Source organism: Streptomyces sp. NPDC088733 (assembly GCF_044751185.1).
Lineage (GTDB): Bacteria > Actinomycetota > Actinomycetes > Streptomycetales > Streptomycetaceae > Actinacidiphila.
In genome coordinates, this window is the sequence record NZ_JBIVLH010000037.1 from 18,826 (window position 1) to 42,306 (window position 23,481).

The 23,481-nt window shown below is 75.6% G+C and carries 23 protein-coding genes; 12 read left to right on the forward strand and 11 right to left on the reverse strand.

The features are described from left to right. The first annotated feature begins 69 nt into the window (after positions 1-69). From ACIP64_RS38495 to ACIP64_RS38505, 3 genes are read left to right on the forward strand one after another with little or no spacing between them, the layout of a single operon-like run. Entirely contained in the window at positions 70-828 is a 759-nt protein-coding gene (locus ACIP64_RS38495) for a glycosyltransferase family 2 protein (protein ID WP_401596697.1), read from the forward strand. Continuing rightward, on the forward strand, positions 825-1,502 hold the full coding sequence (locus tag ACIP64_RS38500) for a DUF2064 domain-containing protein (RefSeq protein ID WP_401596698.1): 678 nt from the start codon (positions 825-827) through the stop codon (positions 1,500-1,502). Before ACIP64_RS38495 ends, ACIP64_RS38500 begins: the two co-directional genes overlap by 4 nt. Beyond that, positions 1,499-2,188, forward strand: coding sequence for a class I SAM-dependent DNA methyltransferase (locus ACIP64_RS38505; RefSeq protein WP_401596701.1), 690 nt, complete (start codon positions 1,499-1,501; stop codon positions 2,186-2,188). The genes ACIP64_RS38500 and ACIP64_RS38505 overlap by 4 nt, the downstream gene beginning before the upstream one ends. A 33-nt stretch (positions 2,189-2,221) precedes the next feature. Here the strand turns inward: ACIP64_RS38505 and ACIP64_RS38510 are convergent, their stop codons facing one another. The 3 genes from ACIP64_RS38510 to ACIP64_RS38520 all read right to left on the reverse strand — a co-directional run bounded on the left by ACIP64_RS38510 (position 2,222) and on the right by ACIP64_RS38520 (position 4,639). Next, the gene (locus tag ACIP64_RS38510) at positions 2,222-2,902 is read right to left on the reverse strand and encodes a DUF4232 domain-containing protein (protein WP_401596703.1); all 681 of its coding nucleotides are present in this window, start codon (positions 2,900-2,902) and stop codon (positions 2,222-2,224) included. Positions 2,903-3,023: 121 nt separating this feature from the next. Continuing rightward, the gene (locus ACIP64_RS38515; RefSeq protein ID WP_401596705.1) at positions 3,024-3,464 is read right to left on the reverse strand and encodes a hypothetical protein; all 441 of its coding nucleotides are present in this window, start codon (positions 3,462-3,464) and stop codon (positions 3,024-3,026) included. Continuing rightward, entirely contained in the window at positions 3,461-4,639 is a 1,179-nt protein-coding gene (locus tag ACIP64_RS38520) for a molybdopterin-dependent oxidoreductase (protein ID WP_401596707.1), read from the reverse strand. Before ACIP64_RS38520 ends, ACIP64_RS38515 begins: the two co-directional genes overlap by 4 nt. A 114-nt stretch (positions 4,640-4,753) precedes the next feature. On the opposite strand from ACIP64_RS38520, the gene ACIP64_RS38525 reads away from it, so the two are divergent. Further along, a complete protein-coding gene (locus ACIP64_RS38525; protein WP_401596709.1) occupies positions 4,754-6,223 on the forward strand; it encodes a glycosyltransferase 87 family protein in 1,470 nt (489 codons plus the stop codon). After that, complete coding sequence (locus ACIP64_RS38530; protein WP_401596711.1) at positions 6,135-7,310, forward strand: Ig-like domain-containing protein; 1,176 nt, start codon at positions 6,135-6,137, stop codon at positions 7,308-7,310. Before ACIP64_RS38525 ends, ACIP64_RS38530 begins: the two co-directional genes overlap by 89 nt. Positions 7,311-7,672: 362 nt before the next feature. Here the strand turns inward: ACIP64_RS38530 and ACIP64_RS38535 are convergent, their stop codons facing one another. Both ACIP64_RS38535 and fes read right to left on the reverse strand, forming a co-directional pair. After that, entirely contained in the window at positions 7,673-8,200 is a 528-nt protein-coding gene (locus tag ACIP64_RS38535; protein WP_401596714.1) for a GNAT family N-acetyltransferase, read from the reverse strand. A gap of 80 nt (positions 8,201-8,280) precedes the next feature. Then, positions 8,281-9,717, reverse strand: a complete 1,437-nt coding sequence (fes, locus tag ACIP64_RS38540) for an enterochelin esterase (RefSeq protein WP_401596717.1) — start codon at positions 9,715-9,717, stop codon at positions 8,281-8,283. Between the two features lie 131 nt (positions 9,718-9,848). Between fes and ACIP64_RS38545 the strand changes: the two genes are divergently transcribed. The 3 genes from ACIP64_RS38545 (at position 9,849) to ACIP64_RS38555 (ending at position 13,451) form a co-directional block, all read left to right on the forward strand. Next, a complete protein-coding gene (locus ACIP64_RS38545) occupies positions 9,849-11,807 on the forward strand; it encodes a DUF5107 domain-containing protein (protein ID WP_401596719.1) in 1,959 nt (652 codons plus the stop codon). 73 nt (positions 11,808-11,880) lie between these two features. Beyond that, entirely contained in the window at positions 11,881-12,951 is a 1,071-nt protein-coding gene (locus ACIP64_RS38550; protein ID WP_401596722.1) for an RNA ligase (ATP), read from the forward strand. Positions 12,952-13,034: 83 nt separating this feature from the next. After that, positions 13,035-13,451: an SseB family protein gene (locus ACIP64_RS38555; protein WP_401596725.1), complete on the forward strand. Its 417-nt coding sequence runs from the start codon at positions 13,035-13,037 to the stop codon at positions 13,449-13,451. An 81-nt stretch (positions 13,452-13,532) separates the two neighbouring features. Here ACIP64_RS38555 and ACIP64_RS38560 read toward each other — a convergent pair whose 3' ends face one another. Both ACIP64_RS38560 and ACIP64_RS38565 read right to left on the reverse strand, forming a co-directional pair. Continuing rightward, positions 13,533-14,996: a bifunctional phosphatase PAP2/diacylglycerol kinase family protein gene (locus tag ACIP64_RS38560; protein ID WP_401596728.1), complete on the reverse strand. Its 1,464-nt coding sequence runs from the start codon at positions 14,994-14,996 to the stop codon at positions 13,533-13,535. Positions 14,997-15,041: 45 nt separating this feature from the next. Next, entirely contained in the window at positions 15,042-15,422 is a 381-nt protein-coding gene (locus ACIP64_RS38565; RefSeq protein ID WP_401596731.1) for a DUF2795 domain-containing protein, read from the reverse strand. A gap of 151 nt (positions 15,423-15,573) precedes the next feature. Here ACIP64_RS38565 and ACIP64_RS38570 point away from each other — a divergent pair, with 151 nt between their 5' ends. Then, positions 15,574-15,840 (forward strand): DUF6158 family protein, encoded by a 267-nt coding sequence (locus tag ACIP64_RS38570; protein WP_401596734.1) that lies wholly within the window; start codon positions 15,574-15,576, stop codon positions 15,838-15,840. A 71-nt stretch (positions 15,841-15,911) separates the two neighbouring features. On the opposite strand, the gene ACIP64_RS38575 is transcribed toward ACIP64_RS38570, so the two are convergent. Next, the gene (locus tag ACIP64_RS38575) at positions 15,912-16,073 is read right to left on the reverse strand and encodes a hydrophobic protein (RefSeq protein WP_360916690.1); all 162 of its coding nucleotides are present in this window, start codon (positions 16,071-16,073) and stop codon (positions 15,912-15,914) included. Positions 16,074-16,205: 132 nt separating this feature from the next. Between ACIP64_RS38575 and ACIP64_RS38580 the strand changes: the two genes are divergently transcribed. Next, complete coding sequence (locus ACIP64_RS38580; protein WP_401596737.1) at positions 16,206-17,444, forward strand: aminotransferase class I/II-fold pyridoxal phosphate-dependent enzyme; 1,239 nt, start codon at positions 16,206-16,208, stop codon at positions 17,442-17,444. A 394-nt stretch (positions 17,445-17,838) separates the two neighbouring features. On the opposite strand, the gene ACIP64_RS38585 is transcribed toward ACIP64_RS38580, so the two are convergent. Continuing rightward, the gene (locus ACIP64_RS38585; protein ID WP_401596797.1) at positions 17,839-18,492 is read right to left on the reverse strand and encodes a DedA family protein; all 654 of its coding nucleotides are present in this window, start codon (positions 18,490-18,492) and stop codon (positions 17,839-17,841) included. A 5-nt stretch (positions 18,493-18,497) separates the two neighbouring features. After that, the gene (locus ACIP64_RS38590; protein ID WP_401596739.1) at positions 18,498-19,280 is read right to left on the reverse strand and encodes an MBL fold metallo-hydrolase; all 783 of its coding nucleotides are present in this window, start codon (positions 19,278-19,280) and stop codon (positions 18,498-18,500) included. A gap of 157 nt (positions 19,281-19,437) precedes the next feature. Between ACIP64_RS38590 and ACIP64_RS38595 the strand changes: the two genes are divergently transcribed. Next, entirely contained in the window at positions 19,438-21,690 is a 2,253-nt protein-coding gene (locus ACIP64_RS38595) for a phage holin family protein (RefSeq protein WP_401596742.1), read from the forward strand. 227 nt (positions 21,691-21,917) lie between these two features. Further along, complete coding sequence (locus ACIP64_RS38600) at positions 21,918-22,355, forward strand: hypothetical protein (protein WP_401596744.1); 438 nt, start codon at positions 21,918-21,920, stop codon at positions 22,353-22,355. A 15-nt stretch (positions 22,356-22,370) separates the two neighbouring features. On the opposite strand, the gene ACIP64_RS38605 is transcribed toward ACIP64_RS38600, so the two are convergent. Continuing rightward, complete coding sequence (locus ACIP64_RS38605; RefSeq protein WP_401596747.1) at positions 22,371-23,471, reverse strand: calcium:proton antiporter; 1,101 nt, start codon at positions 23,469-23,471, stop codon at positions 22,371-22,373. Between the last annotated feature and the right edge of the window lie 10 nt (positions 23,472-23,481).

Below are 23,481 nucleotides of genomic sequence, written 5' to 3' on the forward strand. Positions count from 1 at the left end.
GGGGGACGTCCGTGTTTCGTAAGGACTGCATGTCCGAAATGCCCGGTCCGTGTTCGTAGGGTGAGGGAGGTGACCGACACCTTCCCCTCGCACCCCTCGCAGGTCGATGTGATCCTGCCCTGCCTCGACGAGGCCGCCGCGCTCCCGTGGGTGCTGGAGCGTGTTCCGGCCGGCTGGCGGGCCGTCGTCGTCGACAACGGCTCCACCGACGGATCGGCCGCCCTCGCCGAGCGCCTCGGTGCCACCGTCGTGCACGAGCCGCGCCGCGGTTTCGGCGCCGCCTGCCATGCGGGGCTGCTCGCCGCGACCGCCGACGTCGTCTGCTTCTGCGACTGCGACGGCTCCCTCGACCCCGCCCTGCTGCCTTCCGTCGCCGGCCCCGTCCGCGACGGCGAAGCGGACCTCGTGCTGGCCCGCCGCCGCCCCACCCGGGCGGGCGCCTGGCCGCTGCACGCCCGGCTCGCCAACCTGGAGCTCGCCCGGCTGATCCGCCGCCGCACAGGCCTGCGTCTGCACGACCTGGGGCCCATGCGCGCCGCCCGCCGGGAGGCACTGCTCGGGCTCGGCCTCACCGACCGGCGTTCCGGCTACCCGCTCCAGATGCTGGTCCGGGCGGCGGACGCGGGCTGGCGGGTGCGGGAGACCGAGGTGCCGTACCTGCCGCGCACGGGACGCTCCAAGGTCACCGGCACGTGGCGCGGCACCTGGCATGCGGTGCGCGACATGCGCGCCGTGCTGGCGGAACCGCCGGGTCCGCCGTCGCCCCCGTCCGTGCCCGGGCACCCGGAGGCACCCCTCGCCGGCTCCCCGGCGGGGGAGCGGCGATGACGGCGCGTCCGCACGGGGACGGGCCTCCATCCCCACCGGCCCACGTCCGCCCTGCCACCGGACCCACCACCCTGCTCGTCATCGCCAAGGAACCGCTGCCCGGCCGGGTCAAGACCCGGCTCACCCCGCCCTTCACGCCGGAGCGGGCCGCCGCCCTGGCCGCCGCCGCGCTCGCCGACACCCTGCACGCCGTGCTCCGGGCCCCCGCGCGACGCCGCGTGCTGGTCCTGGAGGGCGGCCCCGGACCGTGGCTGCCGCCGGGGATCGAGGTGGTCCCGCAAGTGCCGGGCGGTCTGGACGAACGCCTCGCGGCGGCGTTCGCCGGCTGCGACGGGCCCGCGCTGCTGGTCGGCATGGACACCCCGCAGATCTGCCCGGAGCTCCTCGCGCCCGCGCTGGCCGCCGACGCCTGGGCGGACTGCGACGCCTTCCTCGGCCCGGCGGCCGACGGCGGCTTCTGGGCGCTCGGCCTGGCAGTGCCCGACCCCCGCCTGCTGCGAGGGGTGCCGATGTCCACGCCGCGCACGGGCGCGTTCCAGCGGCAGCGGCTGCTGGACGCGGGCCTGAGGGTGCGTCACCTGCCGGTCCTGCGGGACGTGGACACCGCCGCCGACGCGCTCGCGGTGGCGGCCGCCGCGCCCGGCACCCGGTTCGCGGCGGAGCTGGGCCGGTGACGGCGCCGTCGATCGCGCCCGTACCGCGCGCCGGTTGTTCCGCCGGCACGGGCGCGACGGCCTGGGTCGACGACCCGTACGCCCAGGCCCTGCGCACCGGGCGCGGCCCGCTCTTTCTGCGGCGTTCCGACGGCTGGCTGCTGCCGCTGGAGGTCGAACGGTGGTGCGCCGAGCCGGACGCGGCCGACTCCGCCCTGCTCGGCCGCTGTCGCGGGCCTGTCCTCGACATCGGCTGCGGCCCGGGCCGTCTCGTCGCGGCACTCGGCGGGCGCGGCCTGCCCGCCCTCGGCGTCGACGTCTCCCCGGCGGCGGTCGCCCGGACCCGTGGCGCGGGCGGAACGGTACTGCGCCGTTCCGTCTTCGACCGCCTGCCCGCCGAGGGCCGCTGGCGCACGGCCCTGCTGGCGGACGGCAACATCGGCATCGGCGGCGACCCCGCCGCCCTGCTCGCCCGGGTCCGCGAACTCCTCGCCCCGGGCGGCTCCCTGCTGGCCGAGGCGGCCCCGTACGACGTCGACGAGCGCCTCACCGTCCGGGTGGAGGACGCCGGCGGCCGCCACGGCGGCGACTTCCCCTGGGCCCGGCTCGGCACGGCGGCGCTGCGCCGGACGGCGGAGGCCGCCGGCTGGACCACGGCGGGGGAGTGGGCGGTGGGCGGGCGATTCTTCATGGAGCTGACGCGCTGAGCCCCGGGGCCCGCGCGCGGGCGGGACGTCGCGTCAGGAGGGCTGCGCCGCCGACAGCGCGGTGACCGTGACGACACCGTCGCACTCGGCGAACACGCCGTCGTCCAGGGCGACCTGGTGGCGGCCCGCAGCGCCCGGGAGGCCCAGCACCATCGTCGGGTACTGCACGGGAGCCTCGCCCGACGCGCAGTAGCCGTCCCCCTCGCCCTGGACCTGGTGGAAGGTCAGTTTCACCCACACCCGGCCGCCGGGCGCGACCGTGACCGGCGCGGAGGTGCCGCTGTTCTCGACCGTCAGCGGCACGTTGAGCTCCGGTGAGCCGTTGGCCGCTCCGGCGACCGTGGGGAATCCCTGGACCGTGCAGGCGGATCCGGAGGTGTTCGTGAAGCCCACGATCGCCGCCCCCGTGCCCGTTCCCTGCGGGCGCTGAGCCGCCTGGCGTGCCGGGCCCGCCTCCAAGGCCGTGTCCCCGCACGGGGATTCCGCCGGCGCGGCGGAGGTCGGGGAGGCCGGGGAGGCCGCGGATGCCGACGGGGTCGGGGATGCCGAGGGCACGGGTGAGGCCGAGGACACCGGCGACGCCGCCGATGCCGAGCTCGTCGGAGCGGGCGGAGCCACCGTGCCGTCGTCCCCCCGGCAACCGGTCAGCAGTACCGCCGCCGCGCAGGCCAGCACCGCGGCCACCGCCGTGCCGCGCGTCTTCGTGTGCTCCATGACGTCCCCCTGTGGTTCGGCCGCCCGGCTCGCCGCCCGGCGTTCGGCTCGGAACACGCGGCCGGCGGCGGGGGCGGTTTCGGGCCGTACGCGGCTGATACGTGATGGTGACGTACCGCGGTCATGTCGTCACATTCCGGGATCTGCGGCCGGCCCGCTCACGGCGGCGGCGCAGCCGCCCCAGCAGCAACCGGCCCGCCGTCACGACCGCCACCCCGCCCATCGCCAGGCCCCAGTTGCGCACGTAGTCCAGCGGCAGCACCGACGGGTTCGCCCCCTGCCCCTGCCTCAGCATCACCGGGAGCGCCACCGCCGTGAGGCAGCCGGCGGTGATCAGCGCGGCCCGCAACGGCCTGCGCGCACGCGGCGGGAGGAGCGCGCCGACGGCGAGGACGAAGGGGACGAGCACACCGTCGTGCAGGAGGACCGCGGCCGCCAGCCAGCTCAGCACGCCCGCCGGGGAACCGACCTGGCGATCCGTCAGCAGCAGTACGGCGCCGAGCGCCATCGCCGCCACGCCGGCGGCGCCCAGCGCACCGCGCAGCAGTCGTGACGGGGTCACGGCAGCAACACCTCCAGCCGGGCGACCCACTTGGTCTGCAGCACGCCGGGCCGGTTCGGGGCGATGATCCGAGCCGGATGGCCGTGGTCGGGGGACAGGGGGGCGCCGTTGAGGGCGACCGCCAGCAGCGTCAGGGGGTCGCGGGCGTAGGAGGCGCCCATCTCGGTCACCGCGTAGGCGCCGTCGCGCTCCAGGGAGACGACGCGCAGGCGCGCGTCCGGCGGGGCGCCGGCGCGGTCCAGCAGGTCGCGTACCCGGGCGCCGGTCCAGTGCGCGTTCCGGCTCCAGCCCTCGACGCATGCGATCGGGAGAACGGCCGAGTGCCGTGCCAGCGCCCGCAGTTCGGCGAGGCTCAGCTCGTACGGCCGCGGGCCCGCCACCTGGAGCCGCCAGCCGGCCGTCAGCTCCCGGGTGATGCCGGCCGCCGCCGCGGTGCGGTTCACCGGCAGTCCCTGCGGGCCGTGTCCGGGGCTGCGCGGGGCGAAGAGGGCGGCGCGGCCGAGCGGGGTCAGGGACTGGCCGACGGTCGTCAGGGTCACCGCGCCCGTGGCGACCGCCACGGCCGTGACGAAGGACCGCCGGTCGGGGCCGTCGTCCGCGGGCAGTTCCCGCGTGCCGGACGACCGCCGCGTCCAGTGCGCGGCGACGACCGGTGCCTTCACCGCCAGGTGCAGCAGCAGCGCGCCGACGGCGACCCAGGCCAGGGCCCAGTGCGCGGGGCGGAAGTTCCACGGCCAGGGGTACCACTGCACGGTGTTGAGCAGCCCCGTCACCAGTTGCAGCAGCACGCTGCCGACCAGCACGCCGACCGACAGCCGTTCCAGCGCGTGCGCGAACGAGCGCACCGCGGGCCGGGCGAACAGCCGCGGGTAGACCGTCCACAGCTTGGCGAGGAGCAGCGGAAGGGCGGCGATCCCGCTCGCCACGTGCAGTCCCTGGGTCAGCCGGTAGCCCCACACGGGACGGCTGGGCAGGGCGTCGGCCGCCCACGACGGCGGTTGCTGGAGCCAGTGGCTCACCAGCCCGGTGACGAAGCAGACGGTGATCGCCGCCCCCAGGGCGCGGCCGACCACCGTCGCCGTCCGCGGGTCGTGCAGCCGCCCCGTGAACACCGGGGACGGCGGGGTCTTGGGCAGGGGGAGCCCCGGGGGAAGGCGAAGGCGAAGGCGTCTCATGCGTCCCATCACACCGCCCGGGACCCCCGCGGAAGGGCCTTCGACTCCTTACGGAATACGGACGGACGGCCGCGCGTGATCGCCCGCACCGCCGTGACCTGCGACGGTGGGTCCGTGGGTACCCGCGCTGCCACCGCTGTCACTGCCGCCACCGCCGTCCTGCTCGCCGCCCTCACGGCGGCCGTCGCCACGGCCGTCCAGCACGACACGCCCGGCCGCACGCTGCTGCGCCAGGCCGTCGCCTGGGCGCTGTTCGCCGCGGCGGCCGTGGCCGTGCGCAAGGTGCCGGTGCGCCGCGCCGTGGTGCTGGTCGCCGCGGGCGGCGCGGCGCTCGCGCTGGCGGGGCTCGCCGGGCCGCCGGGCACCAGCGACGACATGTACCGCTACGTCTGGGACGGCCGTGTGCAGGCGGCGGGCATCTCCCCGTACGCGTACGCCCCTTCGGCGCCCGAACTCGGCGCGCTGCGCGACCCGTGGCTCTTCCCCGAGGACGGCGCCTGCCGTGCCTGGGACGAGCACCCGCTCCCGGGCGGTGGCTGCACGCTGATCAACCGCCCCGCCGTGCACACTATCTACCCGCCGGTCGCCGAGGGCTGGTTCCTCGCCGTGCACGCCCTCTCCCCGGACGGCGCGCGCCACAAGGCCGTGCAGACCGGCGGCGCGCTCCTGGCCACGGGCACCACCCTCGCCCTGCTCCTCGTGCTGCGCAGACGAGGCGGCGACCCGCGGCATGCCGCGCTGTGGGCCTGGTGCCCGCTCGTGCCGGTCGAGGCCGTCAACAACGCCCATGTGGACACCCTCGGCGTGCTGCTGCTCGTCCTCGCCCTCGGTGCCGGCGGAGCCAGGCGCGGCGCACTCCTGGGCGCCGCCGTCGCCGTCAAACTGCTGCCCGTCCTCGCCCTGCCGGGTGCGCTGTCGGGGGTGCTCTCCCGGGGCCGCGGGCCGCGCGAGGCGGCCCGGCTGCTGCTGCCCGCCGTGCTCGTCGTCGCCCTCGCCTACCTCCCGTACGTCCTGGCCTCCGGTGCCGGCGTCCTCGGCTACCTGCCCGGCTACCTCCAGGAGGAGGGCTACGACTCGGCGCACGTACGGCGTTTCGCGCTGCTGCGCCTCGTCCTGCCCGACACCGCCGCGGGGCTCGCCGCCGCGGCCGTGGTCGGGCTCGCGGCCCTGTACGTGCTGCGCCGCGGCGACCCCCGGCGCCCCTGGAGCGGAGCGCTGCTGGTGACGGGCACCGCGCTGCTCGTCACCTCGCCCTCCTACTCCTGGTACGCGCTGCTGGTGGTCGCCCTGGTGGCCCTCGACGGCCGGTGGGAATGGCTGTCGGTCGCCGCCGCGGGTGCCGTGCTCTATCTCGCCGGGGGCCCCGCGCAGCAGGCGGTCTGCTACGGGACCGCGGCCCTGGCCGTCGTCGCGGGTGCGTTCGTACGACGGGCGATGGAACGGCGCCCTCCCGGGCAGAAGGAGGAATACGACTCGACCGGGGAGGATCCGACCCATGCATTCCGACCGGATACCGCGCGCGTCCGCCGCGGTCCTCGCACTGTCCGTCGCCGTGTCGCTCTCCGCGTGCAGCGGCTCCGGTGACGCCGGGGGCAGCAAGGGCGCGGCCGCCCGTCCGGCGATCACCGTCACGCCCGCTTCCGGCGGGCAACCCGTTCCCGTCGACCGCAAGGTGACCGTCCGCGTCACCTCGGGCCGGCTGGACTCCGTCCGCGTCACCGCCCCCGGCCCCGGGGCGCTGTCCGGCGCCCTCGCCTCCGGCAAGGACGGCTGGACGTCCACGGGGCACCTCGCGCCGGGCGTCACCTATGACGTCGTCGCCCGCGCCACCGGTGACGACGGCAAGGCGCTCACCCAGCACGTGCGCTTCACCACCGCCGAGGCCGACCGCACTTTCGTGGGGGAGTACCACCCCGACAAGGGCACCACCGTGGGCGTCGGCATGCCCGTCTCCATCGTCTTCAACCGGCCCATCCGCGACCGCGCGGCCGTCGAGCGGAAGCTCGCCGTCACCGCGTCGCCCGCCGTCGACGGCTCGTGGAGCTGGATGAAGGACTGGAGCGGACGCGACCGCGTCGACTGGCGGCCCCGCGCCTTCTGGAAGGCCGGCACCGAGGTGACCCTGCGGATGAACCTCGACGGCGTCGACGCGGGCGGCGGGGTCTACGGCACCCAGAACCGCGTGGTGCACTTCCGGATCGGGCACGCCGTCACCACCACCGTCGACACCTCCCGCAAGACCCTCACCCTCAGCCGCGACGGCAAGGTCGTGCGGACGCTGCCGGTCTCGGCCGGCAAGCCCGGTTACGAGACCTGGAACGGCACGATGGTCGTCCTGGAGAAGACCCCCGGCATCACCATGAACTCCCGTACCGTCCGCATCTTCGGCCCCGAGGCCTACAACCTCAAGGACGTCAAGTGGGACGTCCGCCTGACCACCTCGGGCACCTTCACGCACGCCGCCCCCTGGAACGACGGCAAGTTCGGGAAGGTCAACGGCAGCCACGGCTGCGTCGGCATGAGCACCGCCGACGCCAAGTGGTTCTACGAGCAGGTCGGTATCGGGGACCCGGTCACCGTCGTGCACTCCACGGACACCGTGCAGCTGAACAACGGCTACGGCGCCTGGAACGCCGACTGGGACGACTGGCGAGCCGGCAGCGCCCTGTGACGGAAGGGCGGCGGACCGGCGGACTGCCGGGGCCCGGACCCGCCCGGACACGGCGGAGCCCGCGCGGCGTGCGCGGGCTTCGTCGACGACCTACGAGGTGGGACTCCCTTCGCCGGCATGGTCCGGATCAGGTGCTAGGGGTCGCTCTCCGGTCCTTGCCTCTTCCCTGACCTTCAAGCCTCTCAGCCCGGCCGTTGAACCCGGTCGCGGGGGAAGTGGGACCTTCCCTGTCCGCCGCCGGTGCTACCGAACTCCCTCGCTCGCCCCGTAGGCCTTCTCCAGGTTAGTACCGTTCGCCGTGGAGCACTAGCGGCAAATGCCCCGATTTCATGATTTTCAGGCGTCAATACGTACGTACCTGCTCAGACGCGGTCGAACGGCTCCGCGTAGCGGAACGCCCCGCTGACCGACGGTGTGTACGCGGCCAGCGGCCGCACCTGGAAGTAGGGGCCCCAGGCCGGAACCGGCGGCAGGATCCGGTAGTCCGTGCTGGCCCGGAAGCCGAAGCGGCCGTAGTACGCGGGGCTGCCCAGCAGGGCCACCAGCGGCTCCCCGAGCGCGTCCGCCGCGCCCAGCACGCTGTGGACCAGGGCGAGCCCGACCCCGCGCCGCTGGTGCCCCGGCGCCACGCTCAGCGGGCCGAGCGCCGCCACGGGAACCTCGTCCACATGACCGCGCGTGCACAGGACATGCCCGACGACGCCGCCCTCGTCGTCCGTCGCCACCAGCGACAACGGGGGCAGCCACGCCCCCGACTCCCGCAACTCGGCCACCAGCGTGGCCTCCACCGGCACCTCCGTGCCCGGTTCCGCCCCCTGTTTCGCGAAGGCGGCCGCCGTGACGGCGTGCACGGCGGCCAGGTCGTCTGAGGTCTCCCGTCGGATCAGCACCCGGGCAGTCTCCGGTCCGCGCGCCCGCCGGGCAACCCGTTTTCCCCGCCGGACGCGGCGCGCGGACGGTGTGCGAGCCCTCAGCCGCCGCCGACGACCAGCCCGCGCGGCCCGCCGCCGGGGACCGCGCCGGGGAAGGGGCCGCGCAGCAGGCCGACGAGCCCCTGGGCGAGGTCGTCGCGCCAGCAGAGGTAGTCGTGGCCGCCGTTGTACTCGTGGTGGGCGACCTCGTAGCCCTTGGCGCTCAGGGCGTCGCGCAGCCGGTGCCCGGCGGCCGGGACGCCCCACTCCTGGAGGCCGGCCGACAGGTGGAAGCGGACGGGCCTGCGGGCCAGCGCCCGGACGCGCCCGGTGAGCCATTCCTCCGGGCACGCCCCCTCGCGGCGGGCCGCCGGCCACCAGAACGCGCCCGACTGGGCCAGGACGTTGCCGAAGCGCTCCGGCCGCCGCAGCGCGGCATAGGCCGCGGCCAGACCGCCGAGCCCCTGGCCCGCGACGACGGTCCTGGACGGGTCGCCGGAGACGGGCCAGCGACGGGCCGCCCAGGGCAGCAGTTCATGCGTCAGGAAGGCCACGAAGCGCTCGTCGCAGGCGAGTTCGCGGCGCCGGGTGTCGCTGTCGAGCGCGTCCGGCAGGAGGGCGATCAGCGGCGGCAGCCGGCCCGCGTGGACGAGTCCGTCGAGCAGCTGGGAGATGCCCAGTTGCTGCCACACGTCGCCGTCGAGCAGGACCACGACCGGCAGCCCGGTCAGGTCCTCGTGGCCGGCGGGCGCGTACGCCCACACCCGCCGCCAGTTGTGCAGGTGCCCGCTGCGCAGCGTGTGCACGGACAGCTCGCCCGCCCTGGCAGCGGGGTGGGCCCGGTCGCCGCCGAGCGGGACGGGGGCCGCGGGGAGCGCCACGACGGAGAGCGGTTCGGCGCCCCAACGGCTCGGGAAGACCGTGCGGTTGAGGGGATCGCGCCGGGGATGCCGGCGCAGCCTGCGCAGGTACGCCTGTCTCGCCCCGGGCGCGGAGCAGCCCTCCGGGCCGTCCCCGGTGCCCTCGTCGCCCTCAGCGCTCCCGCCGCTGCCGTCGGAGTCGGCGTCGTCAACGCACAGCGCGTACGTGGCCCGCCAGTCGGCCCGCATCCGTATCGTCCAGTGCCACACGTCCGTTCCCGGGACGCGGGACATGAGGTTGCCCGCCAGGTCCTCCGGGTCCGCCACCTGGTTGGGCAGCACGAGCACCGTGCGTGTCGCGGCGGTGCCCCGCCACAGGAAGGTGACGGCGGCATGCCCCGGGTCACCGGCGACGGCCTCCACCAGCGGCGTTCCCTCCGCCTCCACGGCCCGCCAGAAGTCCCGCTCCCGCTCCGGACGTTCGGCCAGTGCCGCGATCCGCGCGCTGCGGGCGCGCTCCACCGGTGCGGGCCGGGGGAAGCGCGGCGCGCGCAGCGACGCGCCGGACGGCGGGCTCCACAACGCGGACAGCATGACCGGCAAACCCTCCTGGACGTCTCCGACGGCAAAGGTCATTTAAAGTCACGCTCCCCTCAACCTGAAGTCGCCGTGAGGCCTGTCGCACCGGGACCAAACCCCTGTCGGCGCGGCCCGATCCGGGGTTCCATGTCCTCACCTGCCCCTTGGCGCCGAAGAGAGGGAGCCTCTTGGCCACCACCGTGCGACGCAGCACCCTCACCCTCCCCGCAGCCCCGCTCGGCCCGGAGAACCCGCTGCCCGCCCTGCTCGCCCCGCGCGAACTGCACGCGCCGGAAGCGTTCGACGAGGCCGAGAGCACCGCGCTCCCGCCCGCGATGGCCCGCCGTCTCGCCTACGGGCACCTGCGCACGCTGCTGCCCGTACCGCGGCTGGACGGCTACACCCGCGAGCGCACACCCACCGCCCTGGACACCCTCGTCATCGAGAACGACCGCCTGCGCGCCACCGTCCTGCCCGGGTTCGGCGGCCGCCTGTACTCGCTGCACCACAAGCCGACCGGCAGGGAACTGCTGCACGCCAACCCCGTCCTGCAGTTCGCCGACTTCGGGCTCGCCGGGGCCTGGTTCTCCGGCGGCGTCGAATGGAACCCGGGTGCCACCGGCCACACCACGATGACCTGCGCCCCGATGCACGCCGCCCGCGTGACCGCGCCCGACGGCGGCGAGATGCTGCGCCTTTGGGAGTGGGAACGGCTGCGCGACCTGCCGTACCAGGTCGACCTGTGGCTTCCCGACGGCTCCGACTTCCTCTATGCCGGCGTCCGTGTCCGCAATCCTCACCACCGGACCGTTCCCCTCTACTGGTGGTCCAACACCGCCGTGCCCGAGACACCCGGCACGCGTGTCCTCGCCCCCGCCGGCCACGCCTGGCACTTCGGTTCCAACCGGACACTGCACCGGGTACCCGTTCCCGACGAGCCCATCGCCTCCGAGCACCCGGCCGACTGGTTCTACGACCTGGCCGACGGCGCCCGGCCCTGGATCGCCGCGCTCGGCGCCGACGGACGCGGCCTGATCCAGACCTCCACCGACACCTTGTGCGGCCGCAAGCTCTTCGTCTGGGGCCGCGGCCGCGGCGGGCGCCGCTGGCAGCGCTGGCTCGCCGGGGACACCGGGGAAGCCAGGGCCGACGGCTACCTGGAGATCCAGGCGGGCCTCGCCCCCACCCAACTGGAGCACCTGCCGCTCATCGCGGGCGGCGCCGTCTCCTGGCTGGAGGCCTACGGACCCCTCGACACCGCGCCCGACGCCGGAACGGACACCGTCGAGGCCCATCTGGAGGCGGTCCTCCCGCGCGAGCGGGTGCACGCCGCGTACGAGGCGTGGCTCCCGGCCGCCGACGCCGCCCCCGATCCCGGAGCCCCGGAGGACATCCTCGCCACCGGCTCCGGCTGGGGCGCCCTGGAGGTCCTGCGCGGCCGGTACGACCTGCCCGGCACGCCCTTCGACCCGGGCACCATGGGCGAGCAGCAGAAGCCGTGGCTGGAACTGCTCCTCGCGGGCGTCTTCCCCAAGGCCCCCGGCGACGACGCGCTCCCGGGCCCCGCGCTCGTCTCGCCGGAATGGCGCGAACTCCTGGAGACCGCGGGCACGTACGACGGCAACGAGTGGTACCTGGACCACCATCTCGGCCTGGCCCAGTGGGACGCCGGCGATCGCGCCCAGGCCGTCCGCAGCTGGGAGCGCTCCGCCGCCCGCACCGGCTCGTGGCTGCCGCTGCACTGCCTCGCCGCCGCCGACCGGGCCGACGGCAACCAGGCGCGCGCCGCGGAGCGTTACCTCGCCGCCGTCCGCGCCCAGGCCGCGGGCACCTGCCCGGAGGGTGTCCGCGCCGCCCTCGCCCGCGAGGCGGTCCCCGCGCTCCTCGAGGCCGGACGTCCCGGCGACGCGGCCGCCGTCCTCGGCGCCCTCCCCGACGACGTCCTCGCCCGCGGCCGGTTCCGCCTCCTGCACGCCCAAGTCCTGGCCGCCCAGGGTGACATCGCGGGCGCCCGCGCCGTCTTCGACGCCGGCTTCACCGTGGACGACCTGCGGGAGGGCGAGGACTCCCTGCACCTGACCTGGCAGTCCCTCACCGGCGGCGCCGAACCGCTGCCCGAGAGTTACGACTTCCGCATGGCCCCCTGAAAACCGTTGGCCTGCGGCGCACGGCACGTCCCACAGTGGTGACTCCCGATCACCACCACGGAGGGGGAAGAACGTGTCGACACTGCGGGTCACCGCCGAACGGCTCACGGTCCACGACCACCCGAACGCGGACGCCCTGGAGCTCGCCCAGGTCGGCCTCTACCGGGCGGTCGTGGCCAAGGGCGTGTACCGGACAGGGGACTTCGCGCTCTACATCCCCGAGCAGTCCGTGCTGCCGGACGCCCTGATCGCCGAACTCGGCCTGACGGGAAGGCTCGCCGGCGCCGCCGCCAACCGTGTCAAGGCGGTCCGGCTGCGTGGCGAACTCTCCCAGGGCATCGTGTGCCGCCCGGCCGCGCTCGACGGCACGGACCTGGCCCGCGCCGCCTCGGACGACGCCGACTTCGCCAGGGTGCTCGGCATCACCAAATGGGTCCCGCCGATCCCGGTGTCGATGAGTGGCGACGTGGAGTCGGCACCGGACCTGCTGCCGTGGGTCGACATCGAGAACCTCAAGCGCTACCCCGGCGTCTTCGCCCCCGGCGAGCCGGTCGTGATCACGGAGAAGCTGCACGGCACCGCCTGCGCCCTGACGTTCCTGGCGGCGACCGGGCAGGTGCTGGTCACCTCCAAAGGTCTCGGCGCCCAGCGGCTGGCCCTCAAGGAGTCCCCGCACAACCTGTACTGGCGCGCCGCGCACGGCCACGGCCTGCCCGCCGCCGCAGCGGCGCTGGCCGCCCGGCTGGGGGCCACGCGGGTCGGGCTCTTCGGCGAGGTCTACGGCTCCGGCGTCCAGGATCTCGGCTACGGCGCCGACGGGCGGCGCGCCGTCCCCGGCTACGCCGCCTTCGACGTCGCCGCCGAGATCGACGGCACCGTGCGCTGGCTGGACCCGGCCGACCTGCTGCCCGACGGCACGCTGCCCCTGGTGCCCCGGCTCCATGCGGGCCCCTTCGAGCTCGGCCTCGCGCTGGAGCTGGCGCGGGGCACGGAGACCGTGTCCGGACGCGGCCTCCACCTGCGGGAAGGCGTCGTCGTGCGTGCGGCCCCTGACCGTCACAGCCCCGTGCTCGGCGGCCGTGCCATCGCCAAGGTCGTGAGCGACGCCTACCTCACCCGCAAGGGCGGCACCGAATTCGAGTGAGCGGCACGCATGTCCGCCCCGTCGCTGGGCAGGCGCAGCCCCCGAGTCACTTCACACAGCGCACGCATGAGAAGGGAACGGCCATGACCGACTTCAGCGCCCCCAACGGCGCCCAGCCGCCGGCACAGCGCGCCCTGCACGAGATCGCCACGGGCGGTGACAACGCCTCCGCGCTCAGCACCCTCGCGGCCAGTGACGTGCTGCTCCCGGTCCCCGGGCCGCCGGAGGAGGCCGCGGGCGGCGGCGACGCGGAGCAGCAGACGATCAGCCTGCCCGTGTTCGAGCAGGAGGACGGTACGAAGCTCGTGCCGGTCTTCACCTCGGAGGTGCGTCTCGCCCACGCCCTGCCCGACGCCAGGGGCTACCGGATACTGCCTTTGTCCGCGCTGAGCAGCGGCTGGCCCTCGGACGAACTCACGCTCTCCATCGACGCGGGCTCTCCGGACACCCTCACCATCAAGGGCGAAGGCGTCAGGGCCCTGGCGGGTCTGTCGGGTTGAGGCGTTCGGCGCGGCCCCGAGGCATGGCGTCGCCCCCGTCCGGCCGTGGCCGGGCGGGGGCGACACCGCGTCGAGGCTCCGTCACATCGGGCGGTAGACCGTCAACGCCTCATTGACCTTGTCGACGACCAGTCCGCCCGGGGCGGGGGCCACTTCGCCGTCCGCGGCGAACCGGGTCCCCGGGCCGATGCCGCCCAGGCGCACCCGCCGCAGCAGGGCCGTGGTCGAGCCGGTGACGGCGGCGGCGAGCAGCCGGGTCCTGGCGTAGGGGCTGCCGGGCACGATGCGGACGTCGAGCTGCCCGTCGGCCAGGTTGCGGCGGCGGACGGGGGCCGGCCCGAGACTGCGGTACGCGCCGTTGCCGGCGAAGAGCATCCACACCGAGTGGCGGCGGCCGTTGATGTCGACGTCGAGCGGGCTGGAGGTGCGCAGCACGTGGATCGCGGCGAGTATGCCGGCCGGCCAGCTCCCGACACGGCGGGACCAGCGCTCGCGGTAGCGGACGAGGTCGGGGTAGACCCCGATGCTGAACGTGTTGAGGAACAGCGACGGCCGGTCGGCGCCGCCGCCGCTGTCGCCGTCCAGCGGCGTGATGCGGGCGACGTCGGCGGAGATGGCGGTGCCCGCCTCGACCGCGCGGGCCGCGTCGTCGATCGACTCGATGGCCAGGTCCATCGCGAAGTGGTTGTACGTGCCGCCGGGGGAGACCATCAGCGGCACCCTGTGCCGCAGGGCGATCTCCGCCGCGAGGCGGACGCTGCCGTCGCCGCCGTGCACGCCGAGCGCGCCGCCGGCCTCGGCGGCCTGGCGGGCGGCCTTCTCCAGCATCTCCGCGAGGTCGTCGTCCTCGGAGCACTCCTCGACCACGGCCTCCGGCAGCGCGGCCCGCAGCCGGTCCGCGGGCATCCCGAGCAGCGGCGGCGGTCCGGAGACCTCGTTGACCACCGCGTACAGTCCGCGCCCGCCCGGGAGGGCGGGCGCATCGGCCTGCGGCGTGGGCGGTACGGCGAGGTCCCGGCCGGTCGGCACCAGACCGCGCACGGCCAGCGCCGCGCCGGCGCCGAGCGTCATACCGGCGAGCACGTCGCTGGGGTAGTGGACGCCCGTGTAGACCCGGGAGAACGCCACCGACCAGGCGAGCGGTGCCACGACCGCCCCCCAGCGGGGCGACTCGACGGCCACCCCCGCCGCGAAGGCGACCGCGGACGCCGCGTGACCGGAGGGGAAGGACGTGCTGCCCGGCTGCCGGGACAGGCGCCGGATCACCGGGACGGAGTCCAGCACCGGGCGGGCGCGGCGCACCGCGCCCTTGCCGACGGTGTTGACCACCGCCGAGGCGAGGGCGAGCGACCCCACGCCGCGCAGCGCGGCCCGCCGTCCCGGGCGGCCGCCCACCGCCGCGATGCCGGCGGCCACGCCGAACCACAGCGCGCCGTGGTTGGCGGCGCGGCTCAGCCGGGGCAGCACGCGCTCGGCGGCCGGCCACTCCCGTGTCGCGACGCGCAGGAACAGCTCCCTGTCCCATGCGCTCAGCTTCGGGCGCACATCGACTCCCTCCTGATCGGTTCCACTGCCGGGGTGTGTCCGGGGTCAGGCCTGCGGGCCCATCCCCAGCGTCCTTACGACGTCCTGGACGTTGGAGTACCGCCGGTTGTCGCCCGGCAGGCCGTCCACCAGGTCGGTGAGCGGGTCGGGCGCGTGGTGGTCGCGCAGCGTCCGCAGCAGGTCGCCGCGGCGTGCCGGGAAGGTCTTGCGGGTCAGGTGGCGGGCCAGTTCGAACCGCAGCGACGGGCCGTCGGTGGCGCCGGACAGGACCGGGCCGTTGACCACCGCGAGGTCGTCGTCGGCGGCGGGCTCGGGGTCGTGCCACTCCTCGGCGCGGGTCGGGTGCCCGGAGCGCAGCAGTCCGCGCAGTTCGTGCTTCATCTCGTCGTCCCGGTGGACGCTCAGGCGGTCGCTTCCTCGTTGCACGATGGCTCCTTTCCTCGGGGGCCGGGTACTTCCTCGTCTACCCGTTCGCGGCGTTGAATGCCCGCTGAATACGGTACGAAGCGGATGAATCGGGTCTTCCTGGGTACCAAACGTGCGAGGCCACCGGCAGCGAAAGGAAGGTGCGCGGCCCATGAGCCCTTACCGCGGCGGGGTCGACCCCGCAGAGCTGGACGAACGGCAGTTGGTGCACGAGCTGGAGTCGGTCCACCGCACCCGGCACGAGACGCTGCTGTACGGATCCTCGTCGGCCCTGGACGCCCACAACTCGCGCATGGTGGCGCTCGAAGGGGAGTTCCTGCGCCGCCACCCGCAGCGGATGGTCGCCCCCGGCCGCACCCGTGCCGGGGCACGGGCCCGGATCCTGCAGATGCCGGCCCAGCCCACGTCCGCGCAGTAGCCGTCGCCGGGGCACCGGGAGCCGGGGCGTGCGGCGGCCGAACAGCCGCCGCACGCCCCGCGTTCGTTCCCTCACCACCGGTACCAGCGCGAGCCGCCGGAACCGCCGCGGGCCACGAACCCGAGCAGCCACAGCACCAGCACGACCAGGGCGACCCACCAGAGCACCTTGACGGCGAAACCCGCCCCGAAGAGCACCAGGGCGAGGAGCAGGACGAGCAGAAGCGGGACCATCGGAACACCTCCTGGAATCCGGTTGCCCCGGGCGGCCGGGGATACGCCCTGCGATTCGCGCGCCGGGGGCGCGCGAGGCCGGCACCGCGTGCGAGGCTGGCGGAAGGCCCGACCCCACCACCGGAGGTACGGATGCAGCGGACGTCCCCGCCCGCCCCGGCCGGCCGCGCCGTGCCGTACGCCGTCGCACGCCCCGACCCGGGGCTGCCGGTCCCGGCGTACTGGGCCGAGCGCATCGCCGCGGGGCTGCCGGGCCGCGCCGCCGCCGGGCCGCCGGGCGGCGGTGCCGAGGTACGCGCCGCCGCGGCGGGCCACTGGGACCGCCGGGGACTGCCGACCGACGCCGCGCAGACCGCCGCCGGGCCGGGCGCGGAGCCGCTGCTGCTGGCCCTGCTGGCGGCGATCGGCGGGGACGTCGTGGTCGCCCGGCCGTCCGCCGCCTGGCACGCGCCGCCGGTCCGGCTGCTCGGCCGCACCCCGGTGGCTGTGCCGACCCCGTCGGTCGGCGGCGGCGCCCCCGACCCCTTCGCGCTCCTGGAGGCCGTGCGCCGGGCCCGCGAGGACGGCGCGGACCCGCGCGTCGTGGTCCTGGCGGCCGCCGACGACCCCAGCGGCACGGTGACCCCGCCCGAACTGCTGCACGAGGTGTGCGAAGCGGCGGAGGAGGCCGGCCTGCTGCTCGTCTCCGACGAGACGTACGGCGACACCGTGCACCGGCCGCACGGGACGACGCTGCTCTCCCCGGCCGAGATGCTGCCCGCGCGGACGGTCGTCCTCAGCGACCTCGGCGCCGCCCTCGCCCCGCCGGGCTGGCCCGCGGCCGTTCTCCGCTTCCCCGCCACGGAGCGGGGCATGAGCCTGCGCACCGCGGTCCTGCGGCACTGCGCCGAACTGGGCGCCCTGCTGCCGGGACCGGTCGCGGAAGCGGCCTCCCACGCCCTGTCCGAGCCCGCCGCCGTCCGCGCGCACCTGGCCGCGGCCAACCGTCTGCACGCCGCCGTGGCGCGGGCCGCCTACGACGTGGTGGCCGGGGCCGGGGCCCTGTCCCGCCCCCCGGAGGCGGGCTTCCACCTGTACGCCGACTTCGGCCCGCTGCGTTCCGGACTCGCCGCGGCCGGCGTCACCGACGCGGCCGGCCTCGAAGCCGTCCTCACCGAACGCCTCGGCCACCCCGCCCCCGGCGGCCACCGCTTCGGCGACGACCCCGCGGCGCTGCGCGTCCGCATCGACACCGGCCCCCTCCATGGCGGTGACGACGCGCAGCGCCGTGCCGCCCTGGATTCCCCCTCACCGGTGGCGCTCCCGCACGTCGCCGCCCGTCTCGCCGCTCTCGCGTCGGTCCTCACCGCGCTGGGCGGGACGGCCCGCTGATCCGGGGGCGCGACAGCCCCGCGGCGCCGTGCGTCCGTATCGCCGACGGCGGCCACCCGGCGGAGCGGGCCGAGGGAGCCGAACAGGCGGGCAAGGCCCGGCCGGCCGTTCGCCGGACGGCCCCACCTTCACCCTCTGACCGGTCGCGAATTCTCTGGCGTGCGATCCGGCCACAAAAAGTAATGCGAGGGTCGAGAAATTCGTCCGGCTGCTCCGGGCGCCGCCGTGGTGCGCGGCATGGCCCGCTCACGCGGGGGCGCAGTCGGCGCCGGACCTGGGGCGCCGTGAGCACCGCTTCGGCGACGACCTCGCGGCCCTGCGGCCGCGTAACGACACCGGCTGCTCCGCGGTGGCGACGACGCGCAGCGCCGCAGCGCACCGCGCACGGGCGCCGTCAGTGCGCCGACGCGTCGTGGGGGTCGGCGGTGTCGGGGTGGGGGCGCAGGCGGCGCCAGATCTGGGGGGCGGAGGCCACGGCGAAGGTGAGGGCGACGGCGACGACGACGCCCTGCCAGGGTTCGGGGAAGAGCGAGCCGCCCAGGATGCCGATGAGCTGGTACGCGGCCGCCCAGGCCAGGCACGCGGGGATGTCGCCGCGGGCGAAGCGGCGCGGGGGCATCTCCGCGAGGAGGCAGGCCAGCATGACGGGGATGCGCCCCGCCGGGATCAGCCGGGACAGGACGAGGACGGCGACCCCGTGCTCGTCCAGCCGGCGCTGCGCGTCGGCCAGGCGTGCGGGGTCGGCGCGCTCCTGGAGCCGCCGCAGCCAGCGGGAGCCGCCCCGGGAGTGCACGCCGCGGTGGCCGAGCCAGTACAGGGCGATGTCGCCGAGGAAGGCGGCGCCGGAGGCGACGACGAAGACCAGCGCCAGGGAGAACGGCGCCGTCTGGTGGAAGGCCACGACGGCGGCGCCGCTGACCAGGGCTCCGGTCGGCACGACGGGCACGAGGGAGCCCAGGACGACGAGCAGGAAGAGCGAGGGGTAGCCCACGGCCTGCCGGGCCGACTCCGTGGAGGTCTGCTGGGCCAGCGTCACGAGGCCGTTCAGGCCGCTCACCGGGCCGCCTCCAGCCGCAGGCTCTGCCCGTGGTCCAGCCGGTGCACGGCCACTCCCGGCGCGAGGTCCCCCGCGAGGCGGGCGAACTCGTCGCCGGGGGAGTGGAATTCGTGGGGGCGTACGGCGTCCATGCCGATCGGCCAGTACGTGCCGTAGTGGATGGGCACCGCCGCGCGCGGTGCCAGCCGGGCGAGGGCCTGGGCGGCGCGCGCCGGGTTCAGGTGGCCGTCGCCGAGGAACGGTCCCCAGCCGCCGACCGGCAGCAGGGCGGCGTCGCAGGGCCCGACCTCCTCGGCCATGGCGTCGAAGAGCCCGGTGTCCCCGGCGAAGTAGGTGCGCTCCTCGCCCTCCAGCACATAGCCGAGCGCGGGCGAGCGCTCCGGCCCGTAGGGCAGCCGCCGGCCGTCGTGCGCCGCGGGCACGGCGCGCACGGTGAGCTCGCCCACCCGTACCTTGTCGCCGGGGGCGACCTCGGTCACGTCCAGCCGCAGGTCGACTGCGAGCCTGCGCAGGCGGGGCACGGCCGCGGAGGCGCCGCGCGGCACCAGGACCCGGGTGCCGCGGGAGAGCCGGGCCAGGGACCCGGTGTGCAGATGGTCGGCGTGCAGGTGCGAGACGAGCGCCACGTCCGCGAGCGCCGCCCCGGGCGGCGGCACGGCCCCGCGCCGTCTGCGCAGGTGCGCGAGGCGTGGGACGAGGAGCGGATCGGTGAGCACCCGCACCCCGGAGTCCCGTACGGTCACCGTCGCATGACCCCACCAGGTGATCTCGACCGCCACGCCCGCCTCCTCGCCTCGCCCCGAGCCTATGCTCCGGCGCGCCCGCGATGCGCCGGAGGGGTTGTGTCAGGCTTGGGGGTGTCGCAGGCCGTTCGGACGTGAGGTGAGGTGGGCCGTGCTGCATCGGTGGCGGGCCGCCGGATACACGGTTGCGCGCGTGCTGCTGGTCTGGGCGGTGTCGACGGCGACGATGGCCGCGCTCGCCGGGGTCCTGCCGGATTTCCGCATCCAGTCGCCGGGCGGTGACAGCCCGACCCGGATCGCGATCACCGCGGCTGTCGCGGCGGGGGCGTTCGGTCTGCTGGGCGCCCTGGTCTGGCCGGTGCTGGTGCGTGCGGTGCTGCTGGTGCCGGCCTTCGTGCTCGGGCTGCTGGTGTTCTTCCTCAACGGCTCCTTGCTGCTGATCGCCTTCCGCTTCACGCCGGACTGGCAGGGTGACATCAGTCCTGCCACGGCCGTTGTGATCGCCGCCGTGATGTCGGCGGCTTCCTCGGGCACCAGTACGGCCCTCGCGATGCGCGACGACGCGGCGTACGGGCGCCGGCTCGCCCGGCTGGCCGGGCGCCGCAGGCGGCCGCGGGGCGGGGGCGACGGGGCGCCGCGGGCGGAGCAGGAACCGGGCTTCGTCTTCGTGCAGCTGGACGGTGTCGGGCACGACGTGCTGCGCGAGGCGGTGCGGCCGACGTCCACCAGGGGCGGCCGGTTGCGGCCGCCCGCGATGGAGACCGTGGCGCGGTGGCTGGACAGCACTCATCGCCTCGTGCCGTGGATCACGGACTGGAGCAGCCAGACCGGGGCGAGCCAGCTGGCGATCCTGCACGGTTCCGACACGGATGTGCCGGCGTTTCGCTGGTACGAGAAGGAGACGGGGCAGGTGATGGTCTGCAACCGGCCGTCGTGTGCCGCCGAGCTGGAGCGGCGCGCGGTCGCCCGCACCGGCAGGCCCGGTCTGCTCGCCCCGGACGGCGCCAGCCGCGGCAACCTTTTCAGCGGGGGAGCCGAGCAGCTCGCCCTCGTGATGTCGGTCTCGACCCGGCGGCGGCGCTTCTCCGCGGACCGGCGGGCGATGGCCCGTGCCCTCGCGGCCTCGGCGGCCGCCCGGGTCTCCCGCGGCTTGGGGCGGGACGCGGCCGCCGTCGCGGCGCGGGCCGCCCGGGTGGGGGAGACCGGCTCGCGCACCGGCTACTTCGCGTACTTCTCCGACCCGGCCAACGCGGTGCGCACGGCCGCGTCCTTCGTGGCCGAGGTGGTGCGGGAGATCGGGGAGTCCGTTGCCGCCCGGCTGCGCGGCGACCGTCCGCGGGTGCGGCGCGGCGGGTTGTACCCGTTCCTGCGGGCCTTCGCGACGGTTGTCGAACGCGATGTCGCCGCGGCGGCGGTGGTCGGCGACATGCTCGCGGGGCGCACTGCCGTCTATGCGGATCTGGTCGCCTATGACGAGGTCGCCCACCATTCGGGCCCGCGGAGCCGGGACGCCATACGCGTGCTGCGGCGGCTGGACCGGGTCGTGCGGATGATCGCGGACGCCTCGCGGTACGCCCCCCGCCCCTACCGGCTGGTGCTGCTGTCCGACCATGGGCAGAGCCATGGGGAGACTTTCGAGAGCGCCTACGGCCTGACTCTGAAGGACCTGGTCCGGGCCGGGTGCGGGCTGCCGGTGCGGCGCCGGGCCCGGCGCACGGTGAGCGGGGCCGAGGCGCGTGCCGCGGCGCGCGCGGCGCTGAACCGCCCGGAGGGGGGCCGGCACACCGAGGAGGAGCACGCGACCGCGGGGCCGTCGACGGACCCGATCGTGCTGGCTTCCGGCAACCTCGGGCTGATCTCCTTCCCGGATCTGCCCGGCCGTGCGGACCGGGCCCGGATCGAGGCCCGCCATCCGGCGCTGCTGAGGACCCTCGCCGAGCATCCGGGCATCGGCTTCCTGCTGGTCCAGGACGCCGCACGCGGGCCGCTGGTGCTGGGTCCGGGAGGCGGGGAGCACGAGCTGGACAGCGGCCGTGTCACCGGTCCCGACCCGCTGGCGCCGTTCGGGCCGCACGCGGTCGCGGCCGTACGGCGCACGGCCGGGTTCCCGCACGCGGCGGACGTCATGGTCAACTCCGCCTACGACCCGGTGACGCGCGCGGTGCACGCGTTCGAGGAGCAGGTGGGCTCGCACGGCGGGCTGGGCGGCGACCAGAGCCGCGCGTTCCTGCTGCATCCCTACGAGCTGGAGGGGCCGGGCCCCGACGAGCGGCTGGTGGGCGCGCGGGCGGTGCACGGGCTGTTCGGCGACTGGCTGCGCCGCAAGGGCACCCTGCCCGCCCCGCGCGAGGAGGCCCCGGACGCGGCCGGGCCCACGGTGCACGCCGCCGCCGGAACTCCGGGCGCGGAGGCGGGCGCGCCGGACGCGCGCAGGATCACCGGCTGAGCCGCGGAGGGCCGGGACATCCGTCCGCCCGTGATCTCTTTCGGGTCCTCCTCGCGACCCCTTGCGAGCGCCTTGCCCGGCCCGTTCCCGCTGCCGATGCGCCCCTTGAGGTCCGACGGGCGGGACGCGCCGGGCGGACGGGTGATTGACCGGGCGGTCCGCGTGCTGGACGCTTTCCCGCGGTTGCACCGGTACCGCGCGCGGCGCGGAGCCCGCGGAGGGGCGGCATGACGTACTACGAGGACCTGAGTCCGTACGGCTATTTCACCGAGACGATTCCGTCCGAGGTCTCCGCGCGTGCCGTCGGGTGGCTCGACCCGGCCCACCCCTTCCCCCGCGCCGAGCCCGACGAGGTCTTCGCGGACCGGCTGTTCGCGCTCTGCCGCGACCACCGCTTCGCCATCACGCACGGCTGGTACGGCTGCGGGCTGTGCCGTCGGCGCTTCCTGGGGGGCGCGCGGCGGGCCCACCCCGTCACCGTGGCCCGGGGACGGGAGCGGATCCTGGTGGGCCATGGCGAGGTCCGTGTCCGGTCCGGCGACGCGGACACCTGGCTCATCGCGCCGGACATGGTCGCCCACTACGTCCTGGTCCATCACTACGCGCCGCCCGAGTCCTTTGTGGAGGCGGTGCTGGCGGGCCGCGTCGTGGCGCACTCGCTGTGAGGGCGCGGCCGGGCGTCAGGGGCTGATCGCCAGGACGACGTAGGCCGCCAGCAGGGCGAGGTGCAGGCCGCCCTGAAGGGGGGTGGCCCGGCCGGGGACCACCGTCAGTGTCCCGACGGCGACGGTGATCGCCAGCAGCACCATGTGTGTGGCGCCGAGCCCCAGCACCAGGGGGCCGGGCATCCAGAACGAGGCGACGGCCACTGCCGGGATGGTGAGCCCGATGCTCGCCATCGCGGAGCCGAGGGCGAGGTTGAGGCTGGTCTGCACCCGGTCCCGGGCGGCGGCGCGCACCGCGGCGATGGTCTCCGGCAGCAGTACCAGCAGCGCGATGACCACGCCCACGAAGGAGGAGGGCAGTCCGGCGACGGCCACACCGTGCTCGATCGTGGGGGCTTCCACCTTGGCCAGGCCCACCACCGCGATCAGCGCGACGGCCAGCAGCGCGAGGCTGAACAGTGCCGCCCGGGTGGTGGGCGGCACGGAGTGCTCGTCGTCGGTGACGACGTGGCCGGCGGAGGTCACCGGCAGGAAGTAGTCGCGGTGGCGGAAGGTCTGGGTGGCCACGAACAGCCCGTACAGCACCAGGGAGGCGAGCGCGGCGAAGGCGAGCTGGGTCGTGGAGAACCGCGGTCCCGGCGCGCTGGTGGTGAAGGTCGGCAGGACCAGGCTGAGGGTCGCCAGGGTCGCCACGGAGCCCAGGGCCGCCCCGGTCCCCTCGGGGTGGAAGACCGCGACGCGGCGGCGCAGCGCGCCGACCAGCAGGCACAGCCCCATGATGCCGTTGCAGGTGATCATGACTGCCGCGAAGACGGTGTCCCGGGCGAGCCCCGCGCTCTTCGGGCCGCCGTCCGCCGTCAGTGTGAGGATCAGCGCCACCTCGATGACCGTCACCGAGACCGCCAGCACCAGCGAGCCGAACGGCTCGCCCACCCGGTGCGCCACCACCTCCGCGTGGTGCACGGCCGCGAGCACCGCGGTCGCGAGGAACAGGGCGACCACCACGACCACCGCCACGGGCAGTGAGCGCTTCCAGGTGAGGGCCAGCACCACGACCGAGAGCACCGGCACGACGACCGTCCAGTGCAGGACGGCCGGACGGTAACGGGCGATCATGGGCTGAGTC